At 44.6% G+C, this 14,549-nt stretch carries 8 protein-coding genes; all 8 read left to right on the forward strand.

Annotated elements, in window-relative coordinates; genetic code table 11:
* The first annotated feature begins 254 nt into the window (after positions 1-254).
* Positions 255-830, forward strand: coding sequence for an RNA polymerase sigma factor (locus tag DN752_RS16365; protein WP_112784946.1), 576 nt, complete (start codon positions 255-257; stop codon positions 828-830).
* A gap of 742 nt (positions 831-1,572) precedes the next feature.
* Complete coding sequence (locus DN752_RS16370) at positions 1,573-2,643, forward strand: FecR family protein (RefSeq protein ID WP_112784947.1); 1,071 nt, start codon at positions 1,573-1,575, stop codon at positions 2,641-2,643.
* 124 nt (positions 2,644-2,767) lie between these two features.
* On the forward strand, positions 2,768-6,166 hold the full coding sequence (locus DN752_RS16375; RefSeq protein ID WP_112784948.1) for a SusC/RagA family TonB-linked outer membrane protein: 3,399 nt from the start codon (positions 2,768-2,770) through the stop codon (positions 6,164-6,166).
* 13 nt (positions 6,167-6,179) lie between these two features.
* Entirely contained in the window at positions 6,180-8,006 is a 1,827-nt protein-coding gene (locus DN752_RS16380) for a RagB/SusD family nutrient uptake outer membrane protein (RefSeq protein WP_112784949.1), read from the forward strand.
* An 11-nt stretch (positions 8,007-8,017) separates the two neighbouring features.
* On the forward strand, positions 8,018-9,070 hold the full coding sequence (locus DN752_RS16385; protein ID WP_162633235.1) for a DUF5126 domain-containing protein: 1,053 nt from the start codon (positions 8,018-8,020) through the stop codon (positions 9,068-9,070).
* Between the two features lie 236 nt (positions 9,071-9,306).
* On the forward strand, positions 9,307-11,133 hold the full coding sequence (locus DN752_RS16390; protein ID WP_112784951.1) for a DUF3472 domain-containing protein: 1,827 nt from the start codon (positions 9,307-9,309) through the stop codon (positions 11,131-11,133).
* A 42-nt stretch (positions 11,134-11,175) separates the two neighbouring features.
* On the forward strand, positions 11,176-12,798 hold the full coding sequence (locus DN752_RS16395; protein ID WP_112784952.1) for a discoidin domain-containing protein: 1,623 nt from the start codon (positions 11,176-11,178) through the stop codon (positions 12,796-12,798).
* Between the two features lie 129 nt (positions 12,799-12,927).
* Positions 12,928-14,022 carry an acyltransferase family protein gene (locus tag DN752_RS16400; RefSeq protein ID WP_211324062.1) on the forward strand — a complete coding sequence of 365 codons (1,095 nt, stop codon included), beginning with the start codon at positions 12,928-12,930 and terminating at the stop codon, positions 14,020-14,022.
* The last annotated feature ends 527 nt before the right edge of the window (positions 14,023-14,549 follow it).

Here is a 14,549-nt window from a genome sequence, read left to right on the forward strand (position 1 = left end):
GATTCCTCTGGCTTTTTTTATGTAAAATAGGGTGAAAGCCCTATTTATTTGTCGAATCCTTTTGAATAGAGTATGTAATTATTTTATTTCTTTATTATTTGAAATTTTGATTTTTATAAAAATTTCATTTACCTTCAAATCTATTATTCAATGTTTCAAATGCATCCTGTTTAAGATTACGATCTTTTATTTGGGGTGGTTTGATTTACGTTTTGAATGATATTAACACCACTAACCCTTTAATCCCCTTTCCGATGACTTCATTAAGTCTTTCATATTCCGAAAAAGGTGATACCCAGCTTTGGTTGGATATGAAGGCAGGGGATTCGGAAGCTTTTGAACAGATCTATCGCGACCATGTGGATTTTATCATCCGATATGGAAACAGCTTTACGGATGACCAGGCGGTGATTGATGACTGTGTCCAAGAAGTGTTTTGCAGGATTTGGCAAAAACGTTCCTTGCTAAAGGTGACGGATAATGTCCGCTATTATGTGATGGCGGCTTTTCGGAAAGAGTTATTGAAATTCTTGAAAAAAAGATCCAAGAGCAATTCACTGTTCGGAGTACTATTTCCTGGAGCCGGAGTGAATTTTGAAGCTTCCTTGGAGGTGGATATCATTAGAGAGGAATCGAGGAGGAGCCAAATAGAACTGCTCAATAGGGCCATGGTAAAACTGAGTTCCAGGCAGCGGGAAGTGGTTTACCTGAAGTTTTACAATGAACTGTCCATAGACGAAATAAAAGAGGTGATGGCCCTAGACCGCAAGGCTGTGTACAATGCCCTTTCCAAGGCAATGATGGTCATGAGGAAAGAGCTGAAAAAATAATTTTAGTTGAAGTGTGAAGTGTCAAAAACGACCTGAAAAGGTCGTTTTTTTTATTTTCCTTAAACCCGAATTCTAAGACTTTGAGGAAGTAGCATAAAGTAGCCAACTTATTTGACAACCACAGAGGGCACAATAGGGAAAGTGTCCATAAGCATTCCCCTCCCTTAGACTGAAAGTCTAGTTCAACAGCTCGCTTTAGCCACACCAAATTCCACGATATAAAAGCTTTACGAAGTTAGATGGATATGTATTAGCCTGAGGGCTATGGGCGGCAAGGCAGGCTCACCATCGCGGCGGATGCCCCAATCTCCAAATAGCCTGATTGAGTTTTTTACTCAAGACTACTTGCTGGAATTATTCTTTCGGATATGATATGACGCTAAACTAGTTGTTAATCAACTATGTATATCCGCAATGATACCAGTAATCACAGCAATAGTAAATAGGTCCTCACAGAAACCACTGAAATCTCAGAAAAGCGTTGTTTCATTCTGGGTGTTCTGTGCGTTCCGTGAGAAATAAAACCTACAGGCAAGAGAGCGTGTAATCAGATAATCCAATTAAGATAAAAATTCAGGTTAATTATTGATTTGCTCATATTGTTTTGAAAATCAAATGGTTATGTTTTGAGAATGAGGGCGGTAAATGGTACAGGCCTAAAAAGAAGATATTTTTTCCCTTTTTCAGGGAGTAATTACTAGTATCTGGGGATTATTAGGTTGTATTAATATTCTTTTACGCTTTGAAAAAAACAAATAACCATTACTCGGATTACAAAATCCAGGACTTTTTGACAGATGAGTCCTTTATCGATTGGGCGAGAGGCCTGTCAGTAGAGGAGGATTGGACTAATATTTTGGAACAACACCCGCACTTAGTTCCCTTAGCAGCAGAAGCAAAAAAACAGTTATTGGCCATTAAGTTTGGTGGAGAAGAGGTCGGGGAGCTCCGTAAGGACAAGCTCTTTAATAAGGTCCAAAGCAGGATCAGTAAAGAAAACCGCGAGGACAATATCGTCCCAATAAACACCAAGCATCCCCAAACCGAACGAAGCAAGCATTTCCTATGGCTGGCAGCGGTCAGCATAGCGATATTGTCCCTGGTAGGGATAGCATGGTGGCAGGGAGGGCTGCACTTCGGCTTGGGGACCAAGTCAGGAAAGTACTTGACCAAGGAAACGGCCAAAGGACAAAAGCTGACCGCTATTTTGAGTGATGGCTCGAAGGTAATGCTAAATGCAGGAGGGAAGATTGGGTACCGGGAATTTTTCAGTGATACCGCAAGGATCGTGCACCTAGAAGGAGAAGCTTTTTTTGAAGTAGCAAAAGATATAAAAAGGCCATTTCGTGTGGTCACTGGCAAGACAGTTACTACGGCATTAGGTACATCATTTAATATCCGAGAGGGCTTAGAGGATGTTGCTATTTCATTGTTAACAGGGAAAGTGGGCGTGGATATTTCGGATAGCGAAGGAGTGAAAGTGGCTACGTCACTTTTACCAGGAGAGCAGGTGGTAGCGGATTTAGGTGAGGAAGTGTCCTTTGTGAAAGAGGCTTTTAACCCTGATGAGGTCACTGCTTGGCAAAGGGATATTCTGCTCTTCAAAAATGCCTCCAGCAGGGAGGTCTTTCAGAAAATAGAACTGTGGTATGGAGTGGAAATACATACCAGTGATGATAGTAAGTTTCGAAAGGACTGGAATTATACCGGAAGTTTTGAAGGAGAACGTCTTGAAGACGTGTTGGCGAGCATTGGCTTTGTCAAAGGATTTAACTACAGCATAAAAAAAAATAATCAAGTCTACCTAAACTAAAACACCTATGCAGAAAAACTACAGCAAAAGAAGAAAGGAGTAACCGCCATTACTCCTTTCAGGGCCGGCGAACAGCCGGAAATTTTTAACAAAGTGGATTATTCATTAAAAACTTTACAAAAGTATGAAATTAAATGTACCAAATCCCCATTTGGTATTGAAAAGTACAGCTCTATGGCTTGCCTTTCAATTTTTGGGAATGGGATTGCTCATGGCCGAAGCTACAAACGACAGGCCAACTAATCAGGAAAAGGACCTATTTGTCAATTTGTACTTTGATCAAAATAGCCTTGCTGAAGCCTTCGGTGTCATCGAATCAAAAACTGATTTCAAATTTTCGTACGATGCGACCGACCTTGATCCCACGCTTAGGATCAGTAAACAGTTTATCAATGCTCCACTCGAAAGTGTGTTAAGTTACCTTGGTAAGGAAGGCCACTTGGAATTTAAACGGATCAATAAGATCATTAATGTAGTGGCTTTGGGTTCCCCCTCGGAGAATCTTTCGGAGAGAACGATCAAAGGAGTGGTAAAAGACCCGTCCGGAATTACTATTCCTGGCGTGAACATCATAGAAGTGGGGACTACCAATGGTACCGCCACTGACATTAATGGTGAGTTCAGCATGAAGCTCACGACCACTAATCCCGTGATAAAATTGTCTTTCGTTGGCTATCAGGCCAAGGAAATCAAAATAGGAGCCTCCAGCGTGTATGAGGTGGTGTTGGAAGAAGATCAGAAAGCACTCGATGAGGTGGTTGTGGTAGGCTTTGGAGAACAAAAAAAGGTCTCAGTAGTCGGATCCGTGACCACTATCGAACCCAAGGAGCTGAAGATTCCTACCTCCAATCTCTCCCAGTCATTTGCTGGCCGACTTTCAGGAGTGGTGGCCGTACAGCGTTCGGGTGAGCCAGGTCGTGATGCGGCGCAATTTTGGATCAGGGGATTGGCCACTTTTGGCAATACCAACCCCTTGGTGTTTATGGACGGAATCGAAATTTCCATCAGTGACATGAACAGCATAGATCCCATGAATATCGAGAATTTTTCTATTCTGAAAGACGCTTCTGCGACGGCCATATACGGTGCCAGAGGGGCTAATGGCGTGATATTGATCGAAACCAAGCGTGGCGAAATCATGGATAAACCCCAAGTGAATATCATGATGGAAAATTCATTTATGGGGCCTACCCAGCTGCCGGAATTTGCTGATGCGGTGACCTTCATGGAAATGTACAACACAGCACGTAAAAACCAGAACCCTTTTCAGCCTCCGAAGTTTACCGAAGACAAGATCGAAGGCACCAGACAGGGCCTCGACCCCTACGTTTTTCCCAATGTAAACTGGATGGATGAGCTTTTTAAGGACTTCTCTACTCGCCAATATGCCAATGTAAATGTCCGTGGAGGCGGTAAAATGGCCAAATATTACATGGCGGTGTCCTATTATAAGGACCAAGGGATATTGCAAAAAACTGATGTCAATGATTTTAATAACAACATAGATCAGAACCGCTATAATTTTGTCAATAATATCACGGTAAACGTTTCCCCTACTACTGAACTGGAACTGAATATCAATGCAGATATTATTGATTATAATGGGCCTGCGGTAGATGCTTCGGGGATATTTAACAATGTGATGAATTCCAATCCGGTGCGTTTTCCTGTGACTTATCCTGCGCAAGAGGAAACAGGCTATATCTGGTTTGGTAACAAAACGGGAGGTTTTGTCAACAATGCCTTTTATAATCCCTATGCGGACATGGTGAAGGGCTATAAGGAGCGGAACAATTCCACTTTGATGTCCACAGTAAGGATCAGACAAGATTTAAAAGCGATTACCGAAGGACTTACATTTTCGGGAATGGCCTCTTTTAAAAACTGGTCATCTTCAGAGATTACCCGTTCTTTTGAACCTTATTTTTACGAAATGACCTCTTACGAGTATGATGAAGCCACAGGGCAGTACAATTATAATCTTGGGCTGATCGGGCAAGGAGGACAAGAGGCCTTGAGCCAGGAAGGGGCAAATAATGGTGATCGTTCATTGTATTTTCAGACATCCTTAAATTATAACAGGTCTTTTGGTAAGCATGATGTAGGTGGCCTTTTGGTTTACCTTCAGCGGCAGTATAATACCAACATAGTCGGAGGTAACCTGACAGCTTCATTGCCAAGTAGAAACCAAGGGGTTTCTGGCAGAGTGACCTATGCCTATGACGAGCGCTATTTAGTAGAGGCCAATTTTGGGTACAATGGCTCCGAAAACTTTATAGAGGGCAAAAGGTTTGGGTTTTTTCCCAGTGTGGCATTGGGCTATGTGATCAGTAATGAAGATTTTTTCTATGGACTTACCAATATCTTTAGCCTTCTGAAACTGAGAGGATCCTTTGGGGTGTCAGGAAATGATCGGATCGGTGATGAGAGATTTCCATATCTAAGTAATGTCAACTTGGGTGCAGATAATGGTTACACCTTTGGGCAGAATTTTAATAACAGTAGAAGTGGGGTGATGATCAATCGCTATGCGAATCCTAACATCACTTGGGAAGAAGGCCAAAAGCTGAACCTCGGAATGGATGTAGAGCTTTTTGGTAAAATGATGCTTAACGTAGATGTGTTCAAGGAAACGAGGAGTGGGATCTTTATGCAGCGGAACACCGTGCCGGGCACCATCGGTGTGGGGGATGCCAAGCCGTATGCTAATCTAGGGAAAGTAGAGAACAAAGGCGTGGACTTGACCTTGGCCTATACACAGTCATTTGGGAATGACCTGCTCGTTTCCACCCGGGGTACGTTCACCTTTGCTAGGAATAAGGTACTCGAACGCGATGAACCCAATAGGTTATATCCTTACTTGAGCGGGATAGGCAGGCCGATCAACCAGCTATGGGGGCTTCAAGCAGAGCGCCTCTTTATCGATCAGGCGGAAATAGACGCTCATTCCACACAGACGTTTAGCGGGCAGTATTACCCTGGGGATATTAAGTATACAGATGTCTCCCAAGCGTACGATGAACTGTCCCAGATCGATGCCAACGATAAGGTGCCGATGGGACATCCCACTGTGCCTGAAATTACCTATGGTTTTGGTGTCAATGTCATCTACAAGAAATTTGATGTAGGCATTTTGATGCAGGGAGTGGCCAATACATCTTTCTTTATCAATGACATCCAGCCTTTTGCCCAAAATGAACGCAATGTGCTGAAGGCCATAGCGGATGACTATTGGACAGCCGAAAACCAAAAATTCAATGCCTTTTACCCTCGGCTGTCAGAATTTGACAATCCAAACAATACCCAGAACTCTTCTTGGTGGCTTCGGAGCGGGGCATTTGTCCGCCTGAAACATGCAGAGATCGGCTATCAGTACAGCCCCAAAGTACGGTTCTACTCCAATGGAGTCAACTTGATGACATTTAGCAAATTCAAGTTATGGGATCCAGAGCAGGGTGGAGGAAATGGACTGGGCTATCCGCCACAACGGGTGATCAATATTGGTGTTCAGATTAACCTTTAAAAATTGAGAAAAGATGCAAATTAAGAATATAATAAATAAACTGTCTGTAGGCCTGCTGTTGTCAGGAGCGCTTTCTATGGGGGCATGTGATTATTTGGACATTGTGCCGGATGATGTCAGTACCGTCGAAGATGCCTTTAAACGCCCCAATGAGGCCATGAATTTTCTGTACTCCCTGTACGGATTTATGCCAGCTGAGAATGACATGTTCAGTGCCATCGCACTTTGGGGTACGGATGAGCTGGTGACGCCTTGGGACAGGTCCCACTATTATGCCAAGCGAATGATGCGGGGAGAGTTAAATGCTACCGATCCGTTTTTTGACTACTGGACTCCCAGTGGCGACATAGACATGTATGATGGGATCAGGCAATGTTATATTTTCTTGGACAATATTGACGGTACACCTGGTTTTTCGGAGGCAGAAGTGACGCGGATGAAAGGAGAGGCGACTTTTCTTATTGCCTATTATCACTTCAATCTTCTTCGTCAGTACGGGCCGATTGTATTGATGAGGGGAGAGGTCGCTTTTGATGCGCCAGAAGAAGAATATTTTGCAGCAAGGGAGCCTTATGATGAGTGCGTCTCTTTTATAGCTGGGAAATTTGATGAGGCGATCTCCTTGCTCCCCAGTAGTGTGGCTTCGGCAAGTGAACTGGGACGGGTAACCAAAGTGATCGCCCAGTCCATAAAATCCCGCATGTACCTTTATGCAGCCAGTCCGCTGTTCAATGGTAATGCAGAATTTTATCAGGATTTCACCAACAAGGATGGGACTCCTTTGATGAACACAGGATACGCTGAAGAAAAGTGGCTTTTGGCTTTGGAGGAAACCAAAAAGGCAATAGACCAAGCGGAGGCGTTGGGCAAGCAGCTATATGAACATGAACTAGTGGATGGAGCGCCAAGCGAGCAAGGGAAGTTGAACTATCGGTATTCGATGGTGCAGCCGTGGAATGAGGAAGTGGTGTGGGGCTACAGCCGTCCAGAGCCTTATTATGGCTGGCAAAGGCACAGCATGCCAAGGGTGGCAGGCGCCGCATATAACGGGCAGGCACCTTCCATATCCATGGTGGAGCGGTATTATACCAAAAATGGACTGCCAATTGACGTAGATCCTGAATTTGACTACACCGATAGGTACGATCTAGCGGACAGTACTATTCTGCTGCATAGAGACAGGGAGCCGAGGTTCTATGCTTCCATTGCCTATGATCGGGGAGTGTTTTTGGCCAACAGTACCGAAGTGGTCATGCATATGCGTGAAGGGGAAGAGCATGGGTGGTCCAGTGGCCAAAACAATTATTCCCCTACCGGATATTTAGTCCAGAAAGGAGTCCACCCTGAGTCCATCATTACCACCAGTCAAAATCAAGTCATCAACTATCCTTGGCCATTGGTAAGGCTCGGAGAGTTGTATCTCAGCTACGCCGAAGCCTTGAACGAATATTATGGCGCAGCCAGACATACCGAGGTGATCGAGTACCTGGATGAGATCCGACAAAGAGCCGGAGTGCCGACTATTCAGGAGGCTTGGTCACGTGTGGGTAAGACCTCCTTCTCCAAACAGGAGATGAGAGAGATCATCAAGCAGGAAAGAAATATCGAGTTGGCTTTTGAAGGTCATCGTACTTGGGATGTCAGAAGGTGGAAAGAAGGAGATGAAAACTTCAATACAGTGGCCAGAGGATTGGAAATCACTGCCAATGCTCCTGAAGATTTCTATAAGGTGGTCAATGCAGAAAACAGGATTTTCAACACTCCTTCTTACTACCTGTTCCCCATTAGGATTTCCGAGTTGGAGATCAACCAAAACCTAGTTCAAAATCCCGGATGGTAAAAAATACTGACATGAAAAAAATAACATTATATATTTCTGCCCTATGTTTTACATGGTCATTGGTCACAGGATGTGTCAGTGACGAAGACATCAGCCTTCCTACAGGCCCGTCGAGTATTGAGACGGAGGCAGGTTACGGTGAGGTGGTGTTTACTTGGGTGTTTCCGGAAGATCCTGCGGCTGAATTTGTGCAGGTAAATTATCAAAATGCCGGAGGTGAGGAGTTGCACCAAAAATTCAGTAGGCATGCCGAAACAGCTATAATAGCAGGGCTTGAAGAGCGTTCCTATACGTTTGATGTCATGGTGGGTGATAAGGAAGGCAATCTGTCGGCTGCACAGTCGGTGACAGTGACTCCAAATAAACCGCCACATCTTTTTGTCGCTGAGACGGTGAAGTTAGAGCCGGACTTTGGCAGTATACAAGTGCTTTGGGAAAATGCCACTGAGCGCGAAGTAGCCGTGAATGTGACCTACATGGACGTGAATGGGCAGTCTAAAGTGGCCGTTTTCAATTCCAGTGATCCTGAGGGGATTGGAGAGATTTCTGATGCCGCACTCGAAGAACAGCACTACGAAATTCATGTGAGCAATCCCGTGGGTGCACAATCAGCAGTACAGACTGTTTTGCTAGCACCATTTGCGGAATCCGCCTTTGATAAGAGTGAATGGGAGGTAGTCGAGATCTCCGCTGAAGAAGAGGAAGGTCAAAAGTATAACTTATATGACGATGATGTCAGTACCATCTGGCACTCGCCTTGGTCTTGGTCCCAGCCAGATTACCCCCATTATTTTGTAATCGACCTAAAAGAACAAAAAATCATCAGTCGGGTGGGACTTGTCAATAGACAAAATGACACCAGGGGGATGACCAAAGTGGGTTTTTCAGGTAGTGTGGATAATGAAAACTGGATGGATTTTGGCGAATTTGATTTTGAGCAGATCAATGAGGAACAAAAATTCAGGCTTTCTGCCAACCCCTCTATTAGGTATTTAAAAGTAACTCCTCTCGAAGGAACCAATTTCTTTACCTTTTTGGCGGAGGTAAATATTTATGGACAATAAGTGTTTTAAACCCGGTTTATGCATTGGCCTATCTACGCCACGGCGCACAGGTATTGCGGTTTGATCCGCCGCGATGGACAAAATCAGTCGCCTCGCTGCTGTTTTCGATTAAGCAGATATCGGCACACCAACTGCCACAGTTTAGCGGTTCAGGATTTCTAATCCCGAACCGAGATAATGGGGACTTGAAATCCCCGTAGACATGCATAAACACGGGTATAACCCCAAAAAAAACAATGAGACAACGATATATTATGATTTTATCGCAGGTGATTTTGGCTGTATGCGTGTCCTGTGCGACAGAAATCACAGATCCAATTGTAGAGAATAATGATACCACGGCTACTGATGTGGTCTATAAAGACATCGTCATTCCGGCAAATAAGTCCTATATAGAGCCTTGGGATGAACAATCCCCTGCCATGCTTTACAATCCAGATGCGGATCACGAGGTGGTGACAGGTTGGCAATCCATCGACCATGATCTGGTGGGGTATTATGAACTGGAGCCAGGCCAATACATTACGGGGCTTTTGGCTAAGGTGGAGAATGGTGCAGCAACAGATTTTAAGTTGACCATTTCTTCTCCAAATGATGAAGCCGTTGAATGGGTGTCTACGGCCACATTTACAGGTACGGGGAATTTTGAGGAAGTACTGTTTGATACGATTCAAGTTGATCAAACTGGTTTTTTCAGGTTGGAGCTTTCTCCAGTTTCTGCCACGGGATCCGAAGTGGCAGAAGTAGCGGATTTCGTTTTTAAAACCGAAAGTGGCTCTGCAAGGTATGCCCATTGGCTTTCTTCTCCTTCCGTGCACTTGAGCTTTAAGCCTGGGGACCAAGTTACCAGAGATTATGATTGGCTATATGGAGAAATCAACGTGCCCCAAGGATACGATCCTATGTATACTTTTTATATGTGCATTGGGTTTTATAGGGGATATCTTGGTATCCAGGTCAATAGTTCTACCGAGAGAAGAGTGCTTTTTTCGGTTTGGGACAGTTCCGATGTTCCAGATGATCGTGATGAGGTGGATCCAGAGGATTTGGTGACCCTGATCGATAAAGGTGACCAGGTACACGCAGGTGGGTTTGGCAACGAGGGAACAGGAGGGCAGTCTTACTGGAAATACCCCTGGGAAACAGCCGTTCCTATAAAATTCATCATGAATGTCCGCCGTAACAATGACAACACCGTGCTGTTGTCTGCTTGGTTTATGGATGTGGAAAGCGAAGGGTGGAAATACATGGCCACTTGGAAGGCCCCACAAGAGCAACGGTATTTTGACGGGTTTTATTCATTTCTAGAAAATTTCGGCAATCGAAACGGTCAAAAGGTAAGGATGGCAGAGTATTACAATATGTGGGGAAAGGAAGTAGGAGGAAGTTGGATCAACTTTAACCGTGCGACCATGACCCATACTGACGGAGTGCCCGAAGGTAGGGACGATTACGCAGGAGGGCTTTTGGACGGGGCATCACAGCGGTTTTATATGAGTTCTGGAGGATATACCCATGCAGATGAACAAGCCGTGAGTATTGCTTCGGCGAGATCGAACCCACCAATGGCCGATATTACAGCATTGGCTTCAAGGGTAGATGAGGCATTGTCAAACCAAATCATTCCAATGGACAAAACAGCGTGGACAGTATTAGGGTTTTCTTCAGAAGAGGCCGCGGGCGAAGGGGCTGATAACGGTCGGGCAGCAGATGCCATAGATGATAACCCGGCCACCTTTTGGCACAGCCAATGGGCAGGAGGAAATCCCGGCTATCCACATGATATTACCTTGGATTTGGGAGAAGAGGTGACCGCCAAAGGCATCCTGCTGCAAAATCGCTCTAAGCATAACGGTAGGCCTAAAACAGCAACGGTGGAAGTTAGTGCAGATAATGTGACATGGACTTCTTTAGGAACCATACACTTTCCTCTAGATGGAGGGGCGGTGGAATTTGTTAATTCTGAAAATTTTAGGTTCATGAAATTGACCATTACCGAAGGGTATCACGATGGGACTGAAAGTGACTTTTTCGTGCATGCTGCAGAAATAGGCTTGTACTGATTAGGATCAGATATTATTGTTTTAACCATAACCATAACCAAAATGACTATTCGAAATCAACTAACATTTTGCCTGATACTGGCTGGCTTTTTTTATCAAGGTTGTACCTTGGAAAACAATGTGAACCCCGTAGAGGAAGAGGAAATAGAAAAGGAGTTGGAGCTGGGGAACTATGAATCAGATTACAATTATAATCTTAATGTGGTATATTTTGTCCCCTCAGACATTGAGCCGTTGGCTAATTATCATGAGCGGCTATCTGGTGTCATGTTGTTCATGCAGGATTGGTTTGAGGATGAGATGACAGCATTGGGCTTTCCTGGGAAGACTTTTGGATTGCTAAAGAGTGAAGTGGACCCTTCTTATGTAAAAGTAATCCTGATTCGAGGAGAGGGAGGGCAGGATGATTACCCTTATCAAGGCGGGGGCAGTTCGGCAGGAGCAGAAATCCGTCAATATTTCCAAGCCCACCCAGCTGAGGAAGCGAGTGACCACACATTGGTGTTTATGCCCAGTAGGACTGGAGGTAATGGCTGGGATGCAGGAGGGGTGCCCTTCTATGGGCTTGGTAAGTGGTGCTATGCGCTGGACTACCTTCATTTTGACATGAGCTATTGGCAAGATGGTTCCCGGCAGGGAGACGAACTTTGGATTGGGGGCACGATTCATGAATTGGGGCATGGGCTGAATTTGCCCCATAACAAACATAAGGCAACGGATAATTGGACGTCCATGATGTCTTGGGGCAATCATGAATTTAACGATACACCCGATCAGGTGAAATTGACTTTGGCAGATGCCTTGATCCTCAACAATAACCAAGTGGTCAATGAAAGTACCGGAAGTGGACACTATACGGGAGAGGTGGGGTTTAACTTGAAATCCATGCGTATCCACGCTGATAACCAGAACCTATATTTGAAAGCACGTGCCGAATCCGACATTCCTTTTAATGGCGTGATCGCGTACAATGATCCGAAAACCAGCTCGGGAGATGGGAATTATAATGCCATCACTTGGGCTACCAATAATATAATTGAGGGGGACAGTGTATCATTGACCATGCCGCTGGCAGGAATAGATCAGGATTTTAAACAATATCCTTTTGAATTGCGAGTAAGGTTCCTGCATACCAATGGGAAGCATACTGAATTAAGCTATCCCTACTCCTATATGGCAGGAAAACCAGCTATCGATGTAGATCTCAAAGAGGTGAAAGAACTCTCTAAAGACAATTGGTCAGTAGTCGATGTCTCCTCGGAAGAGTTGGTAGGAGGAGGGACCAACACTGGCGCAGGTACTCATCTTATTGATGGTCAGGATGACACCTTTTGGCATTCCCAGTGGTACCAGGCTAGTCCACTATACCCACACTACTTTGTGCTAGACTTGGATCAAGTGGAAACTGCAAAAGGGATGGTTTTCAGCCAGCGATTGGACAAGTACAATGGTAGGGTCAAAACCATTAATGTAGAAATCAGCAGCGACAATTCCTCTTGGATTGGCCTAGGCAATTTCCAGGTGGGGGACGGAGCAAGAGATGTGGTGGAATGGACTTCAACGGAGAGTTTCCGCTATATCAAAGTGACGGTGACAGAAGGTCATGACAATGGTAGTGGGGAAAATGTGTACTTTTCACATTTGGCTGAGTTCGGTCTTTATTGAGGATATCAGGGCGGGGCTGTCTTGTTTTGTAAGATAGCCTCGTCTTTTTAAGATTGCGTGGGTCATCACTAAAAAAGGAATTGTCCATATTGTTTGTAAATTAAGGGTTACTAAATTAATATGCCCAAAATGAACCCTTCTTCACAGCAGCGCCTTTTGTCACTTGACTTCTACAGGGGGATTACCATGTTCCTGTTGATTGCCGAGTTTTCCCATCTTTTTTCTTATTTGGTCTCTCCTGAATTTGAAGGGACTTTTGTTTATGCTTTGGGGGAGCAGTTTCATCATGTGGAATGGGAAGGGCTGCACTTTTGGGATTTGATCCAACCGTTTTTTATGTTTATCGTTGGGGTGGCCATGCCGATGTCTTTTGCCAAACGGATGGAAAAAGGAGCCAATTACAGTGAGGTCAGCCAGCATGCCTACAAAAGGGCTTTTGTCCTGCTTGTCTTGGGCTGGGGGCTTTATTGCATAGATCCGGGTGAGATCGTGTTTAAGTTTCAAAACGTACTTGCCCAGTTGGCAGTGACCTATCTTTTGGCCTTCTTGGTCATGCGCAAGACGGTGGCTTTTCAGATTGCCTTTTCATTGTTGCTCTTGCTTGTCAGCGAATTGCTTTATCGTTTTTTTCCTGTGGAGGGCTTTGACCATGCGTTCCAAGCTGGGGAGAATTTTGGTGCCTGGTTCAATGTCTTGATTGCCGGTGAAGAGGATTCGGGGCACTGGGCCATGTTCAATGCTCTTCCGACTGCTGCGCACACCATTTGGGGCGTATGTGCAGGGAAATTACTGATCGGTCCACTGTCTGGCAAGCGAAAGTGGAGGCTGTTATTGGTAGGAGGACTCGTGGCGCTTTTCCTAGGATATGCTTTAAGCACTTTCACACCGATTATCAAACGCATAGCGACAAGTAGTTTTGTTATCATTTCGGGGGGGTGGTCTTTGATTGCCTTGGCAATATGCTATTGGTGGATAGATGTCCGGAAGCATCAAAAAGGCGTGTGGGTCTTTGCGATTGTAGGGATGAACCCTTTGTTTATTTACCTTTTTGCCCATGTGGGAGGAGCTGACTTGGTTCGGAAGATTTTGTTGCCCTTTTCCAATGCGACCTTTGGATGGACAGGTGAGCTTGGAGCTGGGCTTGTCCTCAGTTTGCTGGTATTATTGGCGATGTGGTATATCTGCTTTTGGCTGTATAAAAGAAAAATATTTTTTAAAGTATAAAGTCGAGGAAACAGGGCGAAGGCAATAAAAAGAGAATGACTATCCTTGATTTTGCACGTAATGGAACAATGACATAATATGATTTCGAAAGTTAAGGAAATCCCTTGGTGAGACCGCTTTAAGAAATCTGCCGTTCCTATGGGATTTAGCTTCATACGTGCTACAATTTTGGGCGCGGGTGACGTCAAAGTCCGCAATAGATAGGCAAATGCATATTCCGGGTTTAATGCCGTTTAGTTAGTATATACCTGGAAATATTGGTTCTATTGTTTTTCTGCTAAATTCCAAAATGGTTTTCATCTCTTTACCTTTGTCACTTTTTTGCTGCAGGTCAAAAAAGTGACCAAAAAACCCCGCCGCTGTGCATCTATTGGCCTAAAATTAAAACCTTCCCTCATGCAGGCAAACTCCTCCTTTTCTAGCAGCCAACATTCTTTTTGACTAGTATTTCGTCAAACAAGCCTGCCTTCTTGCCTGCCCGCTTTTTAATTTCTTAACGCCCAATACCTGCAAGGCGGATCCATTTT

It is taken from the genome of Echinicola strongylocentroti, from assembly GCF_003260975.1.
In the GTDB taxonomy this organism is placed as follows: Bacteria; Bacteroidota; Bacteroidia; order Cytophagales; family Cyclobacteriaceae; genus Echinicola; species Echinicola strongylocentroti.

Bases quoted from the DNA above. Each gene is read 5' to 3' on its own strand.
- DN752_RS16400 (WP_211324062.1), top strand. From the start codon at position 12,928: ATGAACCCTTCTTCACAGCAGCGCCTTTTGTCACTTGACTTCTACAGG.
- DN752_RS16380 (WP_112784949.1), top strand. From the start codon at position 6,180: ATGCAAATTAAGAATATAATAAATAAACTGTCTGTAGGCCTGCTGTTG.
- DN752_RS16395 (WP_112784952.1), top strand. From the start codon at position 11,176: ATGACTATTCGAAATCAACTAACATTTTGCCTGATACTGGCTGGCTTT.
- DN752_RS16390 (WP_112784951.1), top strand. From the start codon at position 9,307: ATGAGACAACGATATATTATGATTTTATCGCAGGTGATTTTGGCTGTA.
- DN752_RS16365 (WP_112784946.1), top strand. From the start codon at position 255: ATGACTTCATTAAGTCTTTCATATTCCGAAAAAGGTGATACCCAGCTT.
- DN752_RS16375 (WP_112784948.1), top strand. From the start codon at position 2,768: ATGAAATTAAATGTACCAAATCCCCATTTGGTATTGAAAAGTACAGCT.
- DN752_RS16385 (WP_162633235.1), top strand. From the start codon at position 8,018: ATGAAAAAAATAACATTATATATTTCTGCCCTATGTTTTACATGGTCA.